The organism is Ruegeria sp. HKCCD6647-2 (genome assembly GCF_057221075.1).
The window spans coordinates 284,655-306,135 of the sequence record NZ_JBWVBD010000006.1 but is presented as its reverse complement, the minus strand read 5'-3'; the positions used below and the strand labels follow the sequence as shown (position 1 = coordinate 306,135).

The 21,481-nt window shown below is 57.8% G+C and carries 20 protein-coding genes; 11 read left to right on the top strand and 9 right to left on the bottom strand.

Annotation, left to right across the window (positions count from 1 at the left end; all coding sequences use genetic code 11):
* Positions 1 to 11: 11 nt before the first annotated feature.
* Genes iolC through iolD form a run of 3 tightly spaced genes read right to left on the bottom strand, consistent with a single transcriptional unit; the run spans position 12 to position 3,693 of the window.
* Positions 12 to 989 (bottom strand): 5-dehydro-2-deoxygluconokinase, encoded by a 978-nt coding sequence (iolC, locus tag AC2TDJ_RS17595; protein ID WP_480843972.1) that lies wholly within the window; start codon positions 987 to 989, stop codon positions 12 to 14.
* A complete protein-coding gene (locus tag AC2TDJ_RS17590) occupies positions 986 to 1,825 on the bottom strand; it encodes a phytanoyl-CoA dioxygenase family protein (RefSeq protein WP_480843971.1) in 840 nt (279 codons plus the stop codon). The genes iolC and AC2TDJ_RS17590 overlap by 4 nt, the downstream gene beginning before the upstream one ends.
* Positions 1,825 to 3,693, bottom strand: coding sequence for a 3D-(3,5/4)-trihydroxycyclohexane-1,2-dione acylhydrolase (decyclizing) (gene iolD, locus AC2TDJ_RS17585; protein ID WP_480843970.1), 1,869 nt, complete (start codon positions 3,691 to 3,693; stop codon positions 1,825 to 1,827). The genes AC2TDJ_RS17590 and iolD overlap by 1 nt, the downstream gene beginning before the upstream one ends.
* A 134-nt stretch (positions 3,694 to 3,827) precedes the next feature.
* Between iolD and AC2TDJ_RS17580 the strand changes: the two genes are divergently transcribed.
* Genes AC2TDJ_RS17580 through AC2TDJ_RS17570 form a run of 3 tightly spaced genes read left to right on the top strand, consistent with a single transcriptional unit; the run spans position 3,828 to position 6,990 of the window.
* On the top strand, positions 3,828 to 4,931 hold the full coding sequence (locus AC2TDJ_RS17580; protein WP_480843969.1) for a Gfo/Idh/MocA family protein: 1,104 nt from the start codon (positions 3,828 to 3,830) through the stop codon (positions 4,929 to 4,931).
* A 19-nt stretch (positions 4,932 to 4,950) separates the two neighbouring features.
* Positions 4,951 to 5,844, top strand: a complete 894-nt coding sequence (locus AC2TDJ_RS17575) for a TIM barrel protein (RefSeq protein ID WP_480843968.1) — start codon at positions 4,951 to 4,953, stop codon at positions 5,842 to 5,844.
* Positions 5,845 to 5,856: 12 nt separating this feature from the next.
* A complete protein-coding gene (locus AC2TDJ_RS17570) occupies positions 5,857 to 6,990 on the top strand; it encodes a Gfo/Idh/MocA family protein (protein WP_480843967.1) in 1,134 nt (377 codons plus the stop codon).
* Here the strand turns inward: AC2TDJ_RS17570 and AC2TDJ_RS17565 are convergent.
* The gene (locus AC2TDJ_RS17565; RefSeq protein ID WP_480844007.1) at positions 6,987 to 7,988 is read right to left on the bottom strand and encodes a LacI family DNA-binding transcriptional regulator; all 1,002 of its coding nucleotides are present in this window, start codon (positions 7,986 to 7,988) and stop codon (positions 6,987 to 6,989) included. The two genes, AC2TDJ_RS17570 and AC2TDJ_RS17565, sit on opposite strands and share 4 nt — an antisense overlap.
* A 194-nt stretch (positions 7,989 to 8,182) precedes the next feature.
* Between AC2TDJ_RS17565 and AC2TDJ_RS17560 the strand changes: the two genes are divergently transcribed.
* From AC2TDJ_RS17560 to cuyB, 5 genes are all read left to right on the top strand, one after another.
* Complete coding sequence (locus AC2TDJ_RS17560) at positions 8,183 to 9,133, top strand: sugar ABC transporter substrate-binding protein (protein WP_480843966.1); 951 nt, start codon at positions 8,183 to 8,185, stop codon at positions 9,131 to 9,133.
* A gap of 76 nt (positions 9,134 to 9,209) precedes the next feature.
* On the top strand, positions 9,210 to 10,334 hold the full coding sequence (locus AC2TDJ_RS17555; protein ID WP_480843965.1) for an ABC transporter permease: 1,125 nt from the start codon (positions 9,210 to 9,212) through the stop codon (positions 10,332 to 10,334).
* Position 10,335: 1 nt separating this feature from the next.
* Positions 10,336 to 11,154, top strand: a complete 819-nt coding sequence (locus AC2TDJ_RS17550; protein WP_480843964.1) for an ATP-binding cassette domain-containing protein — start codon at positions 10,336 to 10,338, stop codon at positions 11,152 to 11,154.
* Positions 11,155 to 11,546: 392 nt separating this feature from the next.
* Complete coding sequence (gene cuyA / locus AC2TDJ_RS17545) at positions 11,547 to 12,560, top strand: D-cysteate sulfo-lyase (RefSeq protein WP_480843963.1); 1,014 nt, start codon at positions 11,547 to 11,549, stop codon at positions 12,558 to 12,560.
* 29 nt (positions 12,561 to 12,589) lie between these two features.
* The gene (gene cuyB / locus AC2TDJ_RS17540) at positions 12,590 to 13,282 is read left to right on the top strand and encodes a cysteate racemase (RefSeq protein ID WP_480843962.1); all 693 of its coding nucleotides are present in this window, start codon (positions 12,590 to 12,592) and stop codon (positions 13,280 to 13,282) included.
* A 43-nt stretch (positions 13,283 to 13,325) separates the two neighbouring features.
* Here the strand turns inward: cuyB and AC2TDJ_RS17535 are convergent, their stop codons facing one another.
* Genes AC2TDJ_RS17535 through AC2TDJ_RS17520 form a run of 4 tightly spaced genes read right to left on the bottom strand, consistent with a single transcriptional unit; the run spans position 13,326 to position 17,888 of the window.
* The gene (locus AC2TDJ_RS17535; protein WP_480843961.1) at positions 13,326 to 14,363 is read right to left on the bottom strand and encodes an ACP S-malonyltransferase; all 1,038 of its coding nucleotides are present in this window, start codon (positions 14,361 to 14,363) and stop codon (positions 13,326 to 13,328) included.
* On the bottom strand, positions 14,360 to 16,549 hold the full coding sequence (locus AC2TDJ_RS17530; RefSeq protein WP_480843960.1) for a dehydrogenase E1 component subunit alpha/beta: 2,190 nt from the start codon (positions 16,547 to 16,549) through the stop codon (positions 14,360 to 14,362). The genes AC2TDJ_RS17535 and AC2TDJ_RS17530 overlap by 4 nt, the downstream gene beginning before the upstream one ends.
* An 11-nt stretch (positions 16,550 to 16,560) precedes the next feature.
* On the bottom strand, positions 16,561 to 16,716 hold the full coding sequence (locus AC2TDJ_RS17525; RefSeq protein WP_480843959.1) for a hypothetical protein: 156 nt from the start codon (positions 16,714 to 16,716) through the stop codon (positions 16,561 to 16,563).
* A complete protein-coding gene (locus AC2TDJ_RS17520; RefSeq protein ID WP_480843958.1) occupies positions 16,713 to 17,888 on the bottom strand; it encodes a pyridoxal phosphate-dependent aminotransferase in 1,176 nt (391 codons plus the stop codon). Before AC2TDJ_RS17520 ends, AC2TDJ_RS17525 begins: the two co-directional genes overlap by 4 nt.
* Positions 17,889 to 17,983: 95 nt before the next feature.
* Between AC2TDJ_RS17520 and AC2TDJ_RS17515 the strand changes: the two genes are divergently transcribed.
* The gene (locus AC2TDJ_RS17515) at positions 17,984 to 18,886 is read left to right on the top strand and encodes a LysR substrate-binding domain-containing protein (protein WP_480843957.1); all 903 of its coding nucleotides are present in this window, start codon (positions 17,984 to 17,986) and stop codon (positions 18,884 to 18,886) included.
* 178 nt (positions 18,887 to 19,064) lie between these two features.
* Here AC2TDJ_RS17515 and AC2TDJ_RS17510 read toward each other — a convergent pair whose 3' ends face one another.
* Positions 19,065 to 20,240 (bottom strand): SGNH/GDSL hydrolase family protein, encoded by a 1,176-nt coding sequence (locus AC2TDJ_RS17510; RefSeq protein ID WP_480843956.1) that lies wholly within the window; start codon positions 20,238 to 20,240, stop codon positions 19,065 to 19,067.
* A 573-nt stretch (positions 20,241 to 20,813) separates the two neighbouring features.
* Between AC2TDJ_RS17510 and AC2TDJ_RS17505 the strand changes: the two genes are divergently transcribed.
* Positions 20,814 to 21,311: an SxtJ family membrane protein gene (locus AC2TDJ_RS17505; protein ID WP_480843955.1), complete on the top strand. Its 498-nt coding sequence runs from the start codon at positions 20,814 to 20,816 to the stop codon at positions 21,309 to 21,311.
* An 18-nt stretch (positions 21,312 to 21,329) separates the two neighbouring features.
* Positions 21,330 to 21,479, top strand: a complete 150-nt coding sequence (locus AC2TDJ_RS17500) for a DUF5989 family protein (RefSeq protein WP_480843954.1) — start codon at positions 21,330 to 21,332, stop codon at positions 21,477 to 21,479.
* Positions 21,480 to 21,481: the final 2 nt, after the last annotated feature.

Genomic DNA, 21,481 nt, shown 5'->3' with positions numbered 1-21,481 from the left:
CGTCTCCTTGTTCAGCACTCGGTCGGGCCGGGGTGCGAGGCCAAAAAGGACTCGAGTTCGGCAGTTGTTGGCATGGCTCCGGCACAGCCGGGTTTAGATACAACGATCGATGCGCAGGCCGATCCGCGTAAAACAGCGTCACGCAGGTCGTGCCCTGCAGCGATTGACGCCAAGAGGCCGGCCAGAAAACTGTCACCGGCCCCGTTGGGTTTGACCGCTGTCACCGGGTAGATACCGGTCCGGATTTCCTGCCCGTCCACCAGTGTAACGGCCCCCTTGTGCCCCATCTTGTAGACGACCATGCGCCCCTGCGCGGCCAGTTCGCGCGCCTTTTCCAGACCTTGCTCGATTCCGCCGGCCATGAAACCGAACTCCTCGTCGTTGCCGACGATCAGGTCGCTTTCTGCCCCTGCGCGGGATAGCACGTCGGCGGCAATCTGCGGCGAAGGCCAGGAATACGGGCGGTAGTCGATGTCGAAAATAGTCGGAAGCCCGGCCTTGCGCGCGTTTTCGAACGCCCGGAATGTGGCTGATCGCGATGGCTCGGCAGCAAAGACGGTGCCTGCGGTGATCAATGCTGTGTAGGCGGAATAATCCACCGCATCCATGTCTTCGTCGGTGACCTGAAAATCAGCAGCCCCGTTGCGATAGATAACATTCTGAAAATCCTCGAGGCAGCTTTCATAGACCGCAAGCGAGGTGCGTGCTTCTCCGCCCGCCGAGCGGACATAGGTTGTCTCGACACCGTAGTCCTTAAGCCGGTTGAGGCAGAACCGCCCCACGGCGTCATCCGACACCGAAGTGACCAATGCCGCCGCGCTGCCCAGTTTGACGAGTCCCGCACAGATATTGGCGGACGATCCTCCTAAATCGGCGCGAAAGGTTCCGGCGTCTTCGCTTTTGACGCCAATCGGATCGGCGAACAGGTCCATGCCCGCGCGGCCAAAAACGGCAAAGCGATTGCCTTTTATTCCGTCCACCAGATTCATGCACGGCCCTCCGTATTGCCAGCTTTCGCAGCGTCCAGAACCTCGGGGTAGGGGTAGTTCATTCCCAGCAGCTGACGCATGTCGGGGCTGGCTTTCTGCAAGAACTCTTGCGGCAGAGCAGCGGGCATGTCTTCCATCGGTTTAACCCATTTGGGCAGGTATTGGATCAGGATGGCGCTGCGATCATGATCTGATCGGTTTGGCATCGCACAATGCCACGTCACACCATAGAACAGAGCCACATCGCCGGGATCGCCTGTCATGCGTTCGCAACGCTCAAAGAATCCGTCGTCGGGGCCGGGGTAGCGTAGTTCTTTTTGCGATCCCGGAACATAAGCCGTGGCGCCGCTTTCTTCGGTAAATGGGTCCAACAGCACCGAAACCTGTGCGTTCATCGGAAACGATCCGTTCAATCCAACGGGGTGCGTTTCGGGACGATGAAAATCCCAATAGGGATAGTCGACATGTGGCTCCTGCCCGGGCCCGCCCGGCAGGATGCGGTTGGCAGCGATCGACCCCATGATGAACTCGGTCCCCAGAAACGAGCGCAAAATGTTCATCAGCACGGGATGTGCCGCCATGCGCGAGAACACTTCGCCCTTTGCCAACAGGTTCCAAACCCGCCTTTGCAGGTTCAGTTTGCCCTCCTCCTCGGCTGTGCCCTGGAAATGCGTCACCTTGTGGGCGGCTTCTTCGGAATGGGCCATGACAATGGCGCGGGCCTCGGCGACGTCCTGCGGCGAAAACAGGCCCGAAATGCCGACAGCCCCGCCGCCGTTCAGCAGTTCGTCCACGATTTCCGAAGCAGACGCGGATTGAGCGGTAAACCGTTTCATCACACGCCCCGCCGTTGTTTTTCGCGTGTGGCTTCCCAATCGATGTGGGCCTGACGAACGGTGTCGTCATCCGTGATGTGCGGGGTTCCAACCTCCCACCAGGCGTGGCCTTCGGTCGTCCAGCCCTCGTATGGATCGACGTCCATGACAATGACATAGGTCTTGTCGCTGGCTTTCGCGCGCTTGAAGGCTTCGCCCAGCTCTTCGGGGTTCGAGACCTTTTCCGCTGCCGCTCCCATTGATGTGGCGTGGGCAACGAAATCCACGCCAAACGGTTCCGCGATTGTCGGGCAGTCTTGGAGCAGGTTGTTGAAGCTTTCGTTTCCGGTGTTGTTTTGCAGCTTGTTGATCACCGCGAAACCGCCGTTGTCCAAGACGAGAACGATCAGCTTGCTCTGGCTGAGAACAGAAGAATAAATGTCGGAATTCAGCATCATATAGGAGCCGTCACCGCAGAAGGTGATCGTATCCTGGTCCGGTTCCCGCTGCTTTTGTGCGATCCGGGCGCCCCAGGCTCCGGCGATCTCGTATCCCATGCAGGAAAAGCCGAATTCCACGTCCACTGTTCCGATATCCAGTGTGCGCCAATTGGCCGTGACTTCTGCAGGCAAACCGCCAGCCGCTGCGACAACGCGGTCGCGCGCGTCGCACAATTCGTTTACGACGCCAATCGCCTGTGCGTAAGAATTCGGGCGATAGCCGTACGAGACGTTGTCGGCAACATATGCATCCCACTTGTTGCGCTCGGCTTGTGCTGTGGATACCCAACTGTCTGATGCACGATAATTGAGCACGTCGTCCAACGCCGAAATGCACAGCTTGGCGTCCCCGACAACCGGCAACGACATATGCTTGCCTGCGTCGTGGCGCGCAGCATTGATCGAGATGAATTGCGCGTCTTTGGCAAAGGCCGTCCACGACCCAGTCGTGAAGTCCTGAAGGCGCGTGCCGATGGCGACGATGACATCAGCCTTTTCGGCGATCGCATTGGCCGAGTCGGAACCAGTGACACCGATGGGGCCTATGTTCAGCGGATGGGTTGCCAGCATATTGGCGCGCCCGGCGATGGTTTCGACTACCGGGATCTGATGTGCGTCGGCAAAAGCCGTCAATTCTTCCACCGCCTGAGAATACTGAACACCGCCCCCGGCAATGATCATCGGGCGTTCGGCTTGCGCCAATGCCGCTGCGGCGTCGGCGATTTCCCGTACATCCGGGGCCTGACGGCGAATGCGGTGCACTTTCTTTTCGAAGAACTTCACCGGATAATCGTAAGTCCAGCCCTGAACGTCCTGCGGCAGCCCGAGGAAGGCTGGACCGCAATCCGCCGGATCAAGCATGGTCGCGATGGCGTTGGGCAGGGACTGGATCACCTGCGCCGGGTGGGTGATGCGATCCCAGTAGCGCACCACGGGTTTGAACGCATCGTTGACGCCTAAAGTCGGGTCGTTGAAATTCTCCATCTGCTGCAAAACCGGATCGGGCAGGCGGGTAATAAACGTGTCCCCGCACAGCATCAGCATCGGCAAACGGTTGGCATGGGCCAGCCCGGCCGCGGTCAACAGGTTTGCCGTTCCCGGACCTGCGCTGGCGGTGCAGAACATGAAACGCTGGCGCAACCACTGCTTGGCGTATCCAGAGGCCGCGAATCCCATGCTTTGTTCGTTTTGTCCACGATAAAGTGGAAGTTCGTCCCGGACCCCGTTCAGCGCTTCGCCCAGGCAGGTCACGTTGCCATGCCCAAAGATACCGAATCCGCCGCCGCACAGGCGCATCTCTTGCCCGCCGATCTGAATGAACTGATTGGAAAGCCACCGAATTATCGCCTGTGCGGTGGTCAGGCGAACCGTATCATTTGATGTCGTCATGTCCTTGCGAACCCTCCGGGATGTGTCGGCGAATTTTTGACGCTGTGCCGAAAGCGGCTTGCGAGTTTTCGAATCTCAAGATACAAATTTTGCAACCGGTTGCAAATCAATTTCCAAACAGGGAGGCCCGCGGGATGACCCAGATCGGAATCGGCATCGTCGGCGGTGGCTACATGGGGAAAGCTCATGCCGTCGCCATGTCTTCTGTCGGCGCGGTGTTTAACACTGCCCTGCGTCCGCGGCTCGAGATGGTTTGCGCCTCAAGCGCTGAAAGTGCTGAGAGGTACCGAGGCGCCTATGGGTTTCTCCGTTCAACGGATGATTGGCAGGAGCTTGTGGCCGACCCGAAAGTCGAAGCAATCGTGATTGCCACACCTTCCGAGACCCACCGCGCCATTGCCGAGGCGGCGTTTGCGCTGGGCAAGCCGGTGCTGTGCGAAAAACCCTTGGGTGCGTCCGTTTCAGATGGAGCGGCCATGGTTGCCGCTGCCGAGCGATCGGGTGCCGTCAACATGGTTGGCTTCAACTATATCCGCACACCGGCGAGCCAATATGCCCGCCAATTGATTGCGGATGGTGCCATTGGCGACATAACCTGGTTTCGCGGCGAACACACTGAAGATTTCTATGCCGACCCGCAAACCCCTGCGACATGGCGTGCCAAAGGTATTTCCAACGGGGCGATGGGGGACCTCGCGCCGCACATAATCAACGCGGCAAAGGCTTTGATTGGCCCGATCGTGCGCGTGTCGGCCGAGGTGGAAACCGTTCACAAATCCCGCCCTGGCGGAGATGTCACAAACGATGATCACGGGCAGATGATGTGCCGGTTTGAAAACGGCGTCATGGGCCACCTGTACATCTCGCGCATCGCGACGGGGCGCAAGATGGGCTACGCCTACGAGGTCACCGGTACCAAAGGGTCGATCCGGTTTGATCAGGAAGACCAGAATGCCCTGTGGTTGTACCTGGCAGAAGGGCCCGAAGCGACGCGCGGTTTTGTCAGGATTCTGACTGGACCCGCCCATCCGGACTATGAGCCGTTCTGTCAAGGCCCCGGCCATGGGACCGGCTACCAGGACCAGATTATTATCGAAGCCCGCGATTTCCTGACGGCAATCGAGACTGGACGGCCGGTCTGGCCGACCTTCCGCGACGGGCATGCGGTTAACTGTGTGGTCTCTGCGGCGCTGGCTTCGGCGCAGGACGGCACTTGGAAAGATGTCGAAAGTTTCTGAGCATCGGAGATGTAACAAGATGACAATGAGAATTGGCAACGCGCCTTGTTCGTGGGGGGTGGAGTTCGCGGATGATCCCCGCAACCCGGCGTGGCAGACGGTGCTGCAGGAATGTGCCGCAGCGGGCTATAAGGGGATTGAGCTTGGCCCGGTCGGGTACATGCCGGAAGACCCCGCTATCCTTTCGGATGCACTTGCCGAGCATGATCTGGAATTGATTGGCGGCGTTGTCTTTCGCGCCTTTCACGATCCTGACGCGTGGGAGGATGTGTTGAATGCCACCCATCGCACAGCGCGGGCCCTGAAGGCGCATGGCGCCGAGCACCTGGTTCTGATTGACTCGATCTCGCCACGCCGCGCACCGACTGCGGGTCGGGCATCTGAGGCCGAGCAGATGGATCAGTCAGAGTGGGCCGCATACCGTGACCGCATCGCGGAAACTGCCCGGATCGGAACGGAAGATTATGGGCTGACCGTGGGCATTCACGCGCATGCAGCAGGTTTCATGGATTTTGAACCCGAATTGGAGCGTCTGTTGGACGAAGTGGACGAAAAGATCCTGAAGATCTGCTTTGACACCGGCCATCATTCTTACGCCGGATTTGATCCCGTGGCTTTCATGCGGCGGAATGCAAGCCGCATTTCCTATATGCATTTCAAGGACATCGACCCAAAGGTCAAAGCCGATGTCATCGAGAACCGGACCGGATTCTATGATGCCTGCGGTCAGGGTATCTTCTGCAATCTGGGGGACGGCGATGTAGACTTTGCCGCTGTCCGGCAGGTGCTTCTGGATTCAGGCTTCCATGGCTGGTGCACGGTCGAGCAGGATTGCGACCCGACACTTGATCCTGACCCGATTGGGGATGCACGCAGCAATCGCGAATATCTTGAATCCATTGGCTTCAACTAGGGAGAGCAGGCAATGGCAAAACTGAAATGGGGTATGATTGGCGGTGGTGAAGGCAGCCAGATTGGTCCTGCGCACCGCCTGGGAGCCCAGGCCGATGGCCTGTTCGAATTCGCGGCAGCCGCTCTTGATCACCGACCGGAGCAGGGGCGTGAATACGCGCAACGCCTGGGGATCGCCGCTGACCGCGCCTATGGTGACTGGCGCGAAATGCTGATGGCCGAGGCAGCGCGCCCGGACAGGATCGATCTGGTGACCGTCGCTACTCCAAACTCGACCCACTTTGAAATCACCAAGGCGTTTCTAGAGGCCGGGTTCAATGTGCTGTGCGAAAAGCCGATGACCATGACTGTGGAGGAAGGCGAAGAGATCGTGCGTATCGCCGAAGCCTCGGGCAAGATCTGCGCGGTGAACTATTGTTATTCCGCCTATCCGATGGTGCGTCTTGCCCGCGCGATGGTGCGCGAAGGTGAGATCGGTAAGGTTCGGCTGGTTGTCACGAATTTCAGTCACGGCCATCACGGAGATGCAACGGACGCGGACAATCCGCGCGTGCGCTGGCGTTATGACCCGGCAATGGCCGGTGTGTCCGGGCAATTCGCCGATTGCGGTATTCACGCCCTGCACATGGCCAGCTTTGTTTGTGATGATCACGTCAAATCCCTGTCCTCGGATTTTGCGTCGACCATTCCCAGCCGCGAGTTGGAGGATGACGCGATGGTCAATTTTCGAATGGCGGGCGGGGCAGTTGGCCGTCTGTGGACGTCATCGGTTGCGATCGGTCGCCAGCACGGGTTTGACATTCAGGTCTTCGGGGAAACCGGCGGCCTGCGGTGGATGTCCGAGCAACCAAACCAGCTGATCTATACACCTGTGGGCGGCCGCACTCAGATCATCGAGAAGGGTGAGGGCGGTTTGCACGAAGAAGCGCAGCGGCTGTCCCGCGTCGCAATTGCGCATCCCGAAGGGTTCCCCCTGGCCGTGGCAAACATCTATTGCGATCTTGCGGATGCCATCCGGGGCGAGGATCGGGATGGGCTGCCCGGCGCAGAAGACGGCGTTCGTTCTATGGCCGCTGTTCACGCGGCGGTGGAATCCGCAAAAGGGAATGGGGTTTGGACGGATGCCCGCCCGCCAATGTTCCGCTAAGTTCGGACGGGGCGCAAAGTGCCCCGATCCACGACGGCGCATGGAAAGATGCGGGCTTCGGGATAGCGATCGGGTTCGTTCAGCATGGCCACCGTCAATTCGATGGACGAGTTCACGATCTGCCTGATTGGCTGGTGAATGGTGGTGAGGTTGATGTACTCCCACCCGGCCATTTCCATGTCGTTCAGTCCGATAATCCCGATGTCCCCGGGGCAGGAATAACCGCTGTCTTGTATCGCGGACAACGCCCCGATCGACAAAACGTCATCACCGCAGAAATAGGCTTCGGCCGGCGTGTCCTTTAACAGCCGCAACATCTCTTTCCGCCCGGCATCGAATGAATAGGCATCGGCAAACGAATGGGATGACTGGATTTCGGGATGGTTTTCGAGTTCGGCCATAAAGCCCTTGAAGCGGTCTTGCGTAGACGTCGCCATTTCGGGGCCGCCCAGAAAAGCCACCCGCTCATAGCCTCTGCGTATCAGCTCTCTCGCTGCCATGCGTCCGCATTCCACGTTGTCAATTCCAACCACATGCACCTGCGGCGCAGAGGAAGATCGACCGAATGAATGAACAACCGGCATTTGCGCGTCCCGGAACGCCTTGGCAAATGCGGGTGGCAATGTCGATGAGGCCACAACAACTCCGTCCACTGAATACTGGCGCAACATCCGCACTGAATTCGCGGGGTCTACTTCATCCGTCAGATTGACCAGCAAGGGGCGCAAGCCGCGATCCTGAAGTCCGCGTGTGAACAGATCGAAGACTTCCAGAAAGATCGGGTTGTGAAAGTTGTTCGAGATCAGCCCAATCAGTTTCGTCCGCCCGGTCGTCAGCGAAGAAGCAAGCGCGTTTGGGCTGTAGCCAAGTTCGCGCGCGGCCTTTTCCACCTTCCGTCGCATCCTGTCCGAAACCGAGGCACCATCGGTAAAAGTCCGCGAAACAGCAGACCGGGATACCCCGGCGCGTTCTGCAACCTCTTTCAAAGTGACGGCCATTGCTTCTGTTCCCTTTCCGACTTTCGTCGCCTTGCAGGCTCCTTTTAGAACGTTCCGCGCGCTTTTGCAGTGTTCATTGGCTTGATCCATTTTGCAACCGGTTGCAAGAAATGGCAAGATGTGCTTTAAATTGAGTCGGAGGAGTGGTTTTGAAACCGCCTCGTCGCCACAAACGGTGAAACTGGGAGGAAATCATGACATCACTGATGAAGAAACTGGCGCTGGCAGCGACCGTGGCCGCCGCTCCGTTGATTGCTGCAAGCGCAGCTGTCGCGGAAGGCGAGAAATACGTTCTGGTCAGCCACGCACCGGATAGCGACAGCTGGTGGAACACGATCAAGAACGGCATCGCGCTGGCCGGTGAGCAGATGGGTGTTGAGGTTGAATACCGCAACCCACCAACCGGTGACATTGCAGACATGGCACGGATCATCGAACAGGCCGCGGCCTCGGGTCCTGACGGGATCATTACGACTTTGGCTGATTTCGACGTGCTGAAGGGACCGATTTCGGATGCGGTCGATTCTGGTATCGATGTCATCATCATGAACACCGGAACCGGTGATCAGGCGCGCGAGGTCGGCGCCCTGATGTATGTCGGTCAGCCGGAATACGATGCCGGATACGCGGCTGGTCTGCGTGCCAAGGGCGATGGCGTGGGATCGTTCCTGTGCGTTAACCACTCGATCCAACAGCCGACCCTTGCTGATCGCTGCCAGGGCTTCGCGGACGGATTGGGTGTCGATCTGGGCGATTCAATGCTGGACAGCGGTGCGGACCCGGCGGAAGTCAAGAACAAGGTGCTGGCATATTTGACCGCCAACCCGGATACCGATGCGGTTCTGACCCTTGGTCCGGTGTCGGCTGATCCCACTATTCAGGCACTGGAAGAAAACGGAATGGCCGGTGACATTTACTTTGGCACTTTCGACCTGGGCGAAGAGATCGTCAAAGGTATCAAAAGTGGGGTGATCAACTGGGGCATCGACCAGCAACCCTTCCTGCAGGCCTACCTGCCGGTTGTGATCCTGACCAACTACCACCGCTATGGCGTTCTGCCGGGCAACAACATCAACTCGGGTCCGGGCTTCGTTACAGCCGATGGCCTGACTCTGGTTGAACAATTCGCCGGCGAATACCGCTGATCGAATGAAACGAAGGCGGCTGGTAGATTTCCGGCCGCCCTTTTTTCCCAACTCCAAGACATCACGAGGTCTGATCATGTCCGGATCTAATCAACAGACCGCGGCAGTCGATGAACGTATCAAACAACGTTCCCGGTTTCGCGAAGCCATGATCCGCCCCGAATTGGGGGGTATCGTCGGCACTATCGTTGTTTTTGCCATGTTCCTGCTCTTTGCATCGGATTCAGGCATGTTCAACGCGCAAGGTATCCTGAACTGGAGCCAGGTTTCCGCACAGTTCATGATCATCGCCGTAGGGGCCTGTCTGCTGATGATCGCAGGCGAATTTGACCTGTCCGTCGGGTCAATGATCGGTTTTGCGGGAATGATGATCGCGATCTTTTCGGTCACCTTGGGATGGCCCGTCTGGATAGCGATTATTATTACCTTTGCCCTGTGTGTCGCAATCGGCGCCGTCAATGGCTTCATCGTGGTCAAAACCGGATTGCCGAGCTTTATCGTGACGCTGGCCTCTTTGTTCATTCTGCGCGGTTTTACCATTTATCTGCCGCAAACGATTGAGCGCAAAACCATCATCGGCGGTATCAAGGATGCCGCTCAAGGCGATTGGCTCGCCCCAATCTTCGGCGGCAAGATTCTGACCGGGTTTTTCCAGTGGTTGGGAGATAATGGCGTCATCGACACATTCGAACGTGGAACGCGCGAAGGGCAGCCCGTTGTTGACGGTATCCCGATGTTGATCGTCTGGGCGATCGGGTTGGTGATCTTTGGTCACATTCTTCTGACCAAAACCAAGTTCGGTAACTGGATTTTCGCCTCGGGGGGTGATGCCGAGGCTGCCCGCAACTCGGGTGTGCCGGTCAGCAGCGTCAAGATCAAGATGTTCATGTTCACCGCCTTTTGCGCCTGCATTTTCGCAACTTGTCAGGTGATGGAGTTCGGCTCGGCCGGTGCGGATCGCGGCTTGCTCAAGGAGTTCGAGGCCATCATCGCCGTGGTGATTGGTGGGGCCTTGCTGACCGGAGGATACGGCTCGGTGCTGGGTGCCGCCCTGGGAGCGTTGATTTTTGGCGTCGTACAGCAAGGTTTGTTTTTTGCCGGGGTCGAAAGCTCGTTGTTCCGAGTGTTCCTGGGATTGATCCTGCTCTTTGCCGTTGTCCTGAACACCTACATCCGCCGCATGATCACCGGAGAACGTTGATATGACCGAAGATACCAAATTCCACCATGGTGACCCGGCCGCCAGCGACCCGATCATCGAGATGCGGGACATCGAAAAACACTTTGGCGCGGTCATCGCACTGGCCGGTGTGTCAGTAAATGTCTATCCGGGCGAATGCCACTGCCTGTTGGGCGACAACGGTGCGGGTAAATCGACATTCATCAAGACCATGTCCGGTGTGCATCAACCCACCAAAGGGGAAATCCTGTTCGAAGGCAAACCAATGCATTTCGACGACCCGCGTGATGCTATTGCTGCGGGAATCGCCACGGTGCACCAGCATCTGGCCATGATTCCCCTGATGTCGGTCAGCCGCAATTTCTTCATGGGTAACGAGCCCTTGCGCAAGGTTGGTCCGTTGAAGTTTTTCGACCATGAATATGCCAACGAAGTGACAATGGACGAAATGCGCAAAATGGGGATCAATTTGCGCGGTCCGGATCAGGCGGTAGGCACCCTGTCGGGCGGCGAACGTCAAACCGTCGCAATTGCCAGGGCGGTGCATTTCGGGGCCAAAGTTCTGATTCTGGACGAACCGACCTCGGCCCTGGGTGTGCGCCAAACCGCAAATGTTCTGGCGACAATCGATAAGGTGCGCAAGCAAGGCATCGGCGTGGTGTTTATCACGCATAACGTCAGGCATGCCTTGGCAGTTGGCGACAGATTCACTGTTTTGAACCGCGGCAAGACGCTCGGCACGGCACAGCGGGGACAGATCTCGCCCGAAGAGCTTCAGGATCTGATGGCCGGTGGGCAGGAAATGGTTGAACTGGAAGGCAGTCTGGGCGGAACGGTCTGACGGACAGGTTGCAGATTGGGATAGAACCGGTCCGATTTGCAATCAGGCCGCTTCTGTCCCCGGCTGCTGTTCTGTGGAATTACCAAATCCTTCTGTGAGGTGAACCGCCCGACGCGCTGAGTTCAAAGACCCTGGTCGTCAACAACGGTTTGGATGATCCCGTTCCTCGGTCCCTTCACTGGTTGAATCCGTCCGGACTTAGTTCGGATTGACGCCTGTAGGAACACGCAAGCGAGGCACGCCGGGTCGGAAGGCAGGGTTGAGACGCCAAAGTCTCCCCGGTTCCCCGATGCGCCAGTGTATTTTCCGGGCGAATGCAGGAAGCAAGCCCTTGTTTGAAATGGCAGACAGTGGATACTGCTGCGCAAAGAAACAGGCCAACAGGATCCAGCATGCACCTTTCCCGCTTCCCCCGCGTACATATTGCCCATTTGCCAACACCGCTTGAGCCGATGGAACGCCTGTCAGAAGAGTTGGGCGTCGAGCTTTGGATCAAACGCGATGACTGCACCGGCATGTCGACGGGTGGCAACAAGACCCGCAAGCTGGAATTCCTGATGGGTGAGGCTCTGGCTCAAGGCGCGGACATGGTCATGACGCAGGGCGCGACGCAATCGAACCACGCGCGCCAGACGGCGGCCTTTGCCGCCAAGCTGGGTCTGGGATGTCACGTCCTGTTGGAAGACCGCACCGGCTATAACAATGCCAATTACAACGGAAACGGTAATGTTCTGCTGGATCACCTCCACGGAGCCACGACCGAGAAGTTTCCCGGTGGTCATGACATGGTGGCCGAGATGGACCGGGCCGCCGAGGCGATGCGCGCCAAGGGGCGCAACGTTTACGTTATTCCGGGCGGCGGTTCGAACCCGACCGGGGCGTTGGGATACGTGAATTGCGCGATGGAATTGGTGGGTCAGGCCAACGACGAAGCATTGGTCATCGACCGCATTGTTCACGCGACAGGTTCGTCAGGCACCCAGGCCGGGCTTGTCACCGGGTTGAGTGCCATGAATGCGCAGATCCCTGTGCTGGGCGTCGGAACCCGCGCACCGCAGCCCAAGCAAGAACAGATGGTCTATGATCTGGCATGCAAAACGGCCGAGAAGCTGGGATGCGCAGGAGTCGTCAAGCGCGAGGATGTGATGGCCAACACGGACTATGTCGGAGAGGGGTATGGCCTGCCCACGGAAAGCGGTATCGAAGCGATCCGCCTGTTTGCCGAGCTTGAAGGCCTCCTGCTGGATCCGGTCTATTCCGCCAAAGGCGCAGCCGGGTTGATCGATTTGGCGCGCAAGGGCACGTTTGCCGGAGAGCGAGTGGTCTTTTTGCACACCGGCGGTTCGGTTGGCCTGTTCGGATACGATTTTGCCTTCGATAACACTGATCGTTGGGTCGAAATCTGAGGGGTGTCGCCAGTGACGCGAGATCGACCATGACCCGGAAAGTGGTTGGAATTTTGGGCGGAATGGGGCCAGAGGCAACAATTCTTTTACAGCAAAGAGTTTTGCAGATCATCGATGCACAGGACGACTCGGATCACCTGCCGCTTCTGATCGATATGAACCCTCAGGTTCCGTCCCGGATTGCCCATCTGATCGAAGGGACCGGCCCGTCCCCTGCGCCCGTTCTCATCGACATGGCCCGGCGCCTGCAACAGGCGGGGGTCACGACGCTGGCGATGCCCTGCAACACGGCGCATTACTATTTGCCTCAGATCACGGACCAATTGACAGTACCGTTTCTGGACATGGTGGAGCTTTCCGTCGCGCGTGTATCGCAAAATCTGCCAGCCGGAAGCCGGGTGGGCTTTCTGGCCTCGCCAGCAATTCAGAAGGCGGAGGTGTTTGACCCGTCACTGAAACGACATGACCTGGTGGCAATCTGGCCAGAGCGGCCAGACGAGCTGCTTTCCGCTATCAAGGACGTCAAAGCCAGCGGACCGACCGACAAGGCTGTGGGCATTCTTTCCCGTGCCGCTTCTGATCTGGTTTCGGCTGGTGCCGCGCATTTGATTGTCGCGTGTTCCGAGTTCTCGCTGATTGCGGCCACGCTGGAGGTGCCGGTACCCGTCACCGACACTGTTGATGTACTGGCCGAAGCTATCCGAGACCATTTTGTTGCATGATGGTTAGATGAGGTAATCGAAACCTGCCGTGGATGACGGCAGGCTAAACCACTTGAACGCGCTGCTCCTTCATCCCCATGGAAATCAGCATGGGGTCTTTGGCCTGGCGCGCCTGAAACGACGATTTGTCTTTCAGCGCATCCCAGTCGCACAGGATCAGGCTCTGCGCCACGGCTCCGCCCAACGTGGTGCCAGGGCCAGTTACGATGAACAGATCCGGGGCAAATTCGCGGGCGGCCTGAGCGATGGCATGCGAAAAGTCATAGGTTTCGGTCACTTGATGGCCCAGAGTGTAATCCCAAAGCGCGTCCAAATCGCAGGCACCGGGCCACCAGATCTGGCCGCGACCATCGATCATAGGCAGGTCCGGTTGCCGGAACAGGTCTGCTGCCAGCCGCGCACGACCCATGGCCGCAACAGGGGCCTGAAGGTGCGAATGGAACCCGGCATGATTGGCCAGTCGCATCGGGAACCGTTCCTGCACGACAGGGACAGCCTTTTCGAAAGCGGACAGTCCGGCTTCGTCCCCGGCCAGCACCAGCATCCCCCCGAGGTCTATCGACAGAGATAAGGTTGCGTGCGAGTTGTTTATGTCATCGACAAGAGCCAGCAGTTCGGACTTACGCCTCGGGTCCGGTCGCCAATCGGCATCGGAAAACGGGTAGATCAACTGCCCGCCGATCAGGCTTTGCTGCATCAGCGTGCCCATGGTGTTGACCACTTCGAACCCGGCTTCGGCCGACAAAGCCCCACCACAAGCCAAGGCCGAATACCATCCCATCGAGTTTCCGGTTACAGCCACGATTTCGATATGGCTTTGGTCGATAGCGCGGAAATCTCCAAGCGTGGCAGCGTAGATCAGGGCCGACGCATTGTCGCCGCGGGTATGTCTGGCGATGGAGTAGCGCGCCGCGCCATCCAGATCGCTCAGGCTGTCCTGCCCCTGCGCGCGACGCATTTCGTCGAAATGGGCCAAAAGGGCCTTGTCGGTGAAATGCCGCCCCAAGGTGCCAAGCTCGGGTTTATTGTAGGTGCCCCGGCCCGGGCAGATGACGACGGCCGTTTGTTTGGCGGAACTCATGTGTCGGCCTCCAACAAGGATCGCGCGGCGGCTGCGATGCTGTCTTTCGACGGCATCGTCACGGAATAGGCCGGTCCCGTTGCGATAAAGCTGTCCTCGGCCGTGATGCGGGCCAGCGGTACGTCGACTGTTTCGTGGAAATGCGCCATCAGTGCTTCGGCGACGCCGCCATGGTGCCGGGTTTCATCCACGATCAGAATATGCCTGGCTCCGGCCACGGCCCGAGTCAGGGTGTCCTTGGGCAAAGGTGACAACCAGCGCATATCTACTATCCGCGTCTTGATCCCGTCGGCCTCCAGCGCTCTTCGCGCCTGATGGCTGAGATAGACGCCATTACCAAAGGTGACGATGGCAAGGTCATCGCCATCACCATCCACGCCAACCTCACCAAACCCGATCCGTTCGGAAGAGTCCGGATAAGTCATCATCCAGCCGTTGTCGCCAGCCTCGTGAAGATCGCGCATCGGATAAAGCGCGATGGGCTCAAGGAAAACCACCAACCGCTGTTCTTCGCGCGCCAGCCGAACGCATTCGCGCAGCATCCGCGCGGCGTCAGCGCCATTTGACGGGCACGCCAGGATCAGACCCGGAATGTCTCGCAGAACGGCGACCGAGTTGTCATTGTGGAAGTGACCGCCAAACCCTTTTTGATACCCCAGGCCTGCGATGCGCACGACCATCGGGTTGGTGTATTGCCCGTTCGAGAAGAAGGGCAGGGTGGCGGCCTCACCTCTCAATTGGTCCTCGGCATTGTGGAGATAGGCCAGGAACTGGATTTCCGGTATCGGTGTAAAACCGTTTTGCGCCATACCTATGGCCAGCCCCAGGATCGACTGCTCGTCAAGAAGCGTGTCGATCATCCGGTCCGGGCCAAAACGCGCCTGAAGCTTTTGCGTTACGCCATAGACCCCACCCTTTCGGCCGACATCCTCGCCCATCATGACGATCTCGCCATGTTCCAGCATCAGGTCTGTCAGAGCCCAGTTGATCAGTCGCGACATAATCTGGGGTTCTGACTGCGCCTTCAAGTCACTGCCAAAAACTTCGGCTCGCTGCTCTGGCGTGGGGCCGTTGGTTGGCTTGCAGGCGCGCGCCGGGGGAATCAGGCTGGCCATGACGTCCTTGGCGGTTTGAAGACGCGGTCGGGTTACGGCTTGTTCCGCCACGCGCGCCACCCGGGCGCAGGTGTCGTTGTAGACAGTCAATGCTTCTTGCGGCGACATGGCCCCGGATTGTTCAAGCAGGCGAACGGAGTGCAGCAGGGGATCGTTTGCTTCTTCCGCTTCCACCTCGGCCCTGGGCATGTAAGTCGTTGGCATGTCCGCCCCGGCGTGACCGTAAAGGCGTACCGTGCGGACATGCAGGAACGCGGGCTTTCTGCGGTTGCGCACATATGCTGCAGCCTCTTGCGCGACGCGGAAGGTTTCGAAGATGTCCAGCCCGTCGCAAGTGAAGTACTTTAGCCCCGGCCGGTTCGAAAACGTCGATGCAATCCACCCCTTTGGAGTCTTGGTGGATATTCCGATCCCGTTATCCTCGCAGCAAAACAACAATGGCAGCGGGACGGATTGATAAGATGTCCACTGCGCGGTGTTGAACGCCCCCTGCGCGGTGGAATGGTTGGCCGAGGCATCGCCGAACGAACAATAGACGATGGCGTCTTCGGGCATGTCTGCATGTTCAGGTCGGTGTCGACGTGCTGCACAGACGGCATAGGCAGCACCGACTGCCTTCGGCAGGTGGCTGGCGATGGTCGACGTCTGCGGCGGAATGCACAGGGTCTTGGACCCCAGAACCTTGTGACGTCCGCCGCTGATCGGATCTTCGGAGGATGAGGCGAAGGACAACAGGATGTCCCAGGTCGGACTCTGCCCCGGCACTTGATCGGCGCGCGCTATCTGAAACGCGGCATCGCGATAGTGAAGGAACGCCGGGTCGGTCGGACGCAGTGCGGCAGCGATTGCCGCCATGCCTTCGTGCCCGGAGGATCCGATAGTGTAGAAACCTTGCCCTGCTTTCTGCATGGCGCGGCTCTGTCGGTCCAGTGCCCGGCTGAGGCATTGTGCACGATAGAGTGCGACAGCCTGCGGCCCGGTCAGCGGACCCGACGGGGAGGCGCCCGAGGGCAAGTCTCCTGCAGCGACCCTGCGCAGGAAATTGTCGTGAACGATGGTGGCGCGATCCATGTCAGCCTCTTTTATGCATCTGTCCGAAGCCTCGCCGGCGTTCGGGTCAATAACGGGGCATGAGCGGTTTTACGCACCATGCTTTTGTCTTTGTCCAACTGGTCGTCAAACGGGAACGGGTCGTCCCATGTGAGCGGGCCAAGGTCGGGAAAGGGTTCTGGCATCATGCAAGTTTCCTTTCGACGGCGGTCTTCAATCGATCCAGACCCGCTTCAATCGTATCCTCGGCATACGCAAAAGAAAGACGGAAATGCCCGGGCAGACCAAAGGCACGGCCGGGAACCAGTGCAACGCCGGCCTCTTCCAGCACCCAGTTGCAGAACTCTGCATCGGTGCGGAACGGCCCACCCTGCGCTGTCAGCAAACCGGTGGCGGAAGGGAAAGTATAGAAAGCTCCATCCGGTGCCGCGCAGTGCAGACCGGGAACGGCATTCAGCCTTGCAACGACAAGGTTGCGGCGGGCGGCAAACAGGGCCCGGCGGTCATCCAGCAGTTTTGGGTCACAGGTGATTGCGGCGAGAGAGGCCCATTGCGAGATCGAGCAGGCCCCTGAAGTGACCTGCCCTTGCACAGCAATCATGGCCTTTATCAGGGCAACCGGCCCGATGCCCCAGCCGATGCGCCATCCCGTCATGGACCATGCCTTGGCAACGCCGTTGACAATCAACATACGATCAGCCAGTTCCGGCGCAGCCTCGGCAACCGAGATGAAGGGCACATAGCTGAGATGGCGATAGATTTCATCCGCCAGCACCCAGACATGTGGATGGCGCGCCAGTACAGCGGCCAAAGCCGTAATCTCGGCCTTTGTGTAGATCGCACCCGAGGGGTTTGACGGCGTGTTGAGCATCAGCCAACGGGTCCGTGGGGTGATTGCGGCGTCCAGTTGTTCGGGGAGAAGTTTGAAACCCTGTTCCATCGGGCAGGACAAGACGATCGGTACTCCGCCCGCCATGCGCACGATGTCCGAATAACTGGTCCAATAGGGCGCTGGCATGACGACTTCGTCACCTGGATTCAGGCTTGCCAGCATGGCGTTTGCGATCACCTGTTTTGCACCGGTCGAGACAATTACCTGTGCCGCGTCGGCCCCGGCCTGCTTGGCGATTTCGGTCCGTAATGCAGGCACTCCGGCAGTCGGCGGGTATTTTGTCTTGCCCTCTTTCGCGGCGCGATGCGCGGCCTCGACCACATGTGGCGGGGTCGGCAAGTCTGGTTCACCGGTCGACAAAGCGACAATATCGCGCCCTTCGCTGCGCAGTCGTGAGGCGGCTTCCGAAATCTGCACGATTTCGGATAATTCGATCCCGTCCAGACGGGCGGCGCGTTGGAACGACATGAACACTCCTCAGGTAGCTGGTTTCCGGTTTTATCGACAAAGTAACTTGAGAAAAAGGTGCGAATGAGTATCGTATTAGTGATAAAAACTCATAAATGACCATGTCGAAATTCAACGCCCTGCCGTCCCTTGCATTAATGCGTAGCTTCGAAGCCGCCGCGCGGTTCGAAAGCTATACCATGGCGGCTGAGGAACTCGGCGTAACCCAAAGCGCCATCAGCCGTCAGGTCCGCGAACTGGAAACGGCCTTGGGCGTGGCATTGTTTCGCCGCGTGGGTCGCGCTGTACGCCTGTCAAAGGCAGGACTTGCACTGCGCGACGAACTTGCCGGCGATCTTGAACGCCTCAATGTAACGATCAGCCGGGCAATTGCTGCAGGCGACGGTGCATCCCTGCTGAGTGCGGCTGTGCTTCCCACCTTCGCGACACGATGGCTGGTGCCACGCCTGCCGAAGTTCAAAGCGCTGCACCCCGGAATCGAGCTGGAATTGCAATCCTATACAACGCCATTCAGCCTTGAAGAGCATCGCATCGACCTGGCCATTCACTTTGGCCTCGACGACTGGCCGGGCGCAAAGTTGCGCAGATTATTCCCGGAAAACCTGATCGTGACGGCCTCGCCGACATTGCTCGGCGGGGATGGGTTGCAATCGTCTGCGTCGATCTTTGACCTGCCGCTTTTGCATCTGACGTCCCGGCCAGATCTCTGGTCGACCTATCACGCACAATTGGGGGTTGATAGCCGCGCAGTCTTTCCCGGTCTGCGCTTCGATCAATTCTCAATGTTGATCGCCGGTGCGGTAACCGGGTTGGGTGCCGCAATTCTGCCGTCCTACTTGATCGAAGCGGAACTTGCTTCTGGTGCGCTTTTGGAAGTGGGTCAATTGAACAACACGTCAAACAGCGCTTACTACATCGTTTCTCCGGCGGGACAAAGAAATGAAGCGGTGCAGTTGTTCTCTGATTGGATTAGCAAGCAGGCGCGAGCGGGATCCTGATTGGGTATGCTCAGAAACCAATTTGAAAGCCAGTTGATGTCGGTTGCAGCGATGAAAACAGCCGACAAATGGGCCCTGGCCCAACTGGCACAGTGTTACTCGTTAACTTGCCTTTGATGAGCTCAATGGAACGGGGGTCGCTCCCAATTCTGAGACACTTACACTTGTTTGTCGCGTTTCACGGCCAGTTGTGGGCTAGAATTCCAGCCATGAAGCCCGCAAAAACATCCGAGCCGCCCTGACCCCAATGGCCGTCATTGGGAAGCCAAAGCTGCTTGAGCTGGTCATTAGGAATGCCGGCAAAAGCATCGCCGCCGTCAACGAATTCAGCGCCAATAAGTTCGGCAAACTCGCGCGCGTTCTCTCTCCGGCACATGTCAGTATTGACCGCCCCGTCGATCAACCCCTCACGGCTCCAGATATAGACAACAAGGATGGGCAGATCGCGGTCCTGCGCATAGGCCTTGATGGAATCGAAAATTGCAATCCGGTCTGGGTCGTTTTCCCCCACGCAGCCTTTTCGCTCTGCCCAGCCCTCGCCATCGCGTGCCCTGCGAAACTGCTGAACGGTTGGCCTGAGCAGTGACTTGACCCGGTCGAAAATCACCAGGCCCCAGCCGGGTTCGGACAATTGTTTGCCGCGAAGCACCGCATCGAACTCTTCCGAGGACACGATCCATGATTGCTCAGGACCCGTGCCATTCAGTGTCTCCATTGCCGCTGCCAGGTCTTTGGGTCGGTCGTCCAGTTTCCATCCTGGTACATGCGATGCAGCGCGGCGTTTCTGATTTCTGAAGTCCGCATACCGGAACGAGCGCGCAAGGTCCCAGGTCCAGACCGCGAAGATCAAGCCATCAATCTCATATGGATCCTGCCGCAGCATTCCGTCGATAATGCTCGCCCAGTTTCCAAGCCCCCAACCATCACCTGAAAGGTTCAGTAAGACGACATCCTCGTCCTGCGCCCTCAGAAGGTCTTCGGTTCTGTCGGGCCAATTGTGAGATAGAAAATTTCCAGCCGTGAATGAATCGCCGAGAACCGCATAGACGCGCTGTTCGGGCGTTGTTCGTTGGGCATCGAAATCGTCCCGGTCAGGAAACCCCTGAGCGTTACCTTCGAACGTACCCACATAGTTCAGAACACCGTCATTGATCCGGATAAACCGCGAAGGTGTCTCTGTCAGCTTGTATCCCATGACCGGATCAAATTGGACGGTCCTGCCCGCATCCTCTGCTACCCAGACCGTTTGCCCGTTTGAGAGGAAAACATATGTCGAGACAGCAATTTCAATGATCCCGTAGAGCCCCACCACAACAAGCACATTGATCAAGAAAATTCTCAACGCTGCCATCATTTGTTTTGTCCCTACGTCCCGAATGCATACCGCGGTAAGACCTGTCGTTGCAGTCAATGCGGCGCTCGGGAATGCTATTTACCGACAATGCTACATTAGCCTATGGGCGATTGCCGACAAATTGGTTTCTGCATAAGTTGCGCGGATGCAATGCTTGGGAAGGCGATGGAAACGCCATCGATCCCCAGTTCAAATCGTCACGGGCGCCGTGTGGCCTTTTGTTTCCTTGCCGTTCGTGCCCTGCAATCCAGGTGCATCGTGACCAGGAGGAGTTGTTCGACAGTTCAGAATTGGGCTGGCAGACCGGTTATACAGGCAGCTCAATCTAACCAGCATCGCGCCAGGAAACAAAATACCAAGCGGAAACAATACTGTCCGTGAACTCGGGTGCCATTATTTCTGTAATTTGATCTGGCAACAAAAATAGGGTTAAAGTTGTTCAAGATGGTTTGAGTATCCAATTTCTGAAAGAGTTTTTGGCTGCAATGGTTGGTCTTAAATACCTGGCCTAAAAACATCGACGTGAACAGGTCTGGTAGAAAGGGCAAGTTCATGGCCTGGAGTTGCATGTAGTTGCCTCGTCTGAGCGGGTTTTCTCGGCTGACCAGAGTTATTGCTCGTCAATTTTCAGAGTCCATTTCTAGTCGAATTCGGGAGATCGTTGTTTTGTCTGATCACGAAGCCAAAGTGGACGTCGAAATAGGTTCCGAACGCAGCTTCGGTCTGGTTTTTGCCGTTGTTTTCGCCATTATCGCACTGTGGCCATTGACGGGCGACGGGGGTGTGCGGATTTGGGCTGCCGCAATTTCTTTGGTATTCCTATGTGTGGCGTTTGTTGCGCCGTCGAAATTGAAGTGGCTTAATTTGTTATGGTTCAAGTTCGGATTACTGCTGGGTGCGATCATTGCGCCGATTGTAATGGCCCTCGTTTTTCTAACGACTTTCGTCACGATTGGGGGTCTCTTGCGGCTTTTTGGCAAAGATCTTCTGGGTCAGAAACTCGACCCGGACGCAGAATCCTACTGGATCAAACGCACGGACCTTCCAGGCAGTATGAACAACCAGTTCTAGTTTTAGGGAAATCTAAAAATGTCTTTTGTATCTGAACTTTGGGCTTTCTTGAGAATACGCAAAAAGTTCTGGCTTTTTCCGGTGATGCTTGTGTTGGCTCTGTTTGGAGTTTTGATAGTCCTGAGCCAGGGATCTGCAGTCGCACCATTCATATACACATTGTTCTAATC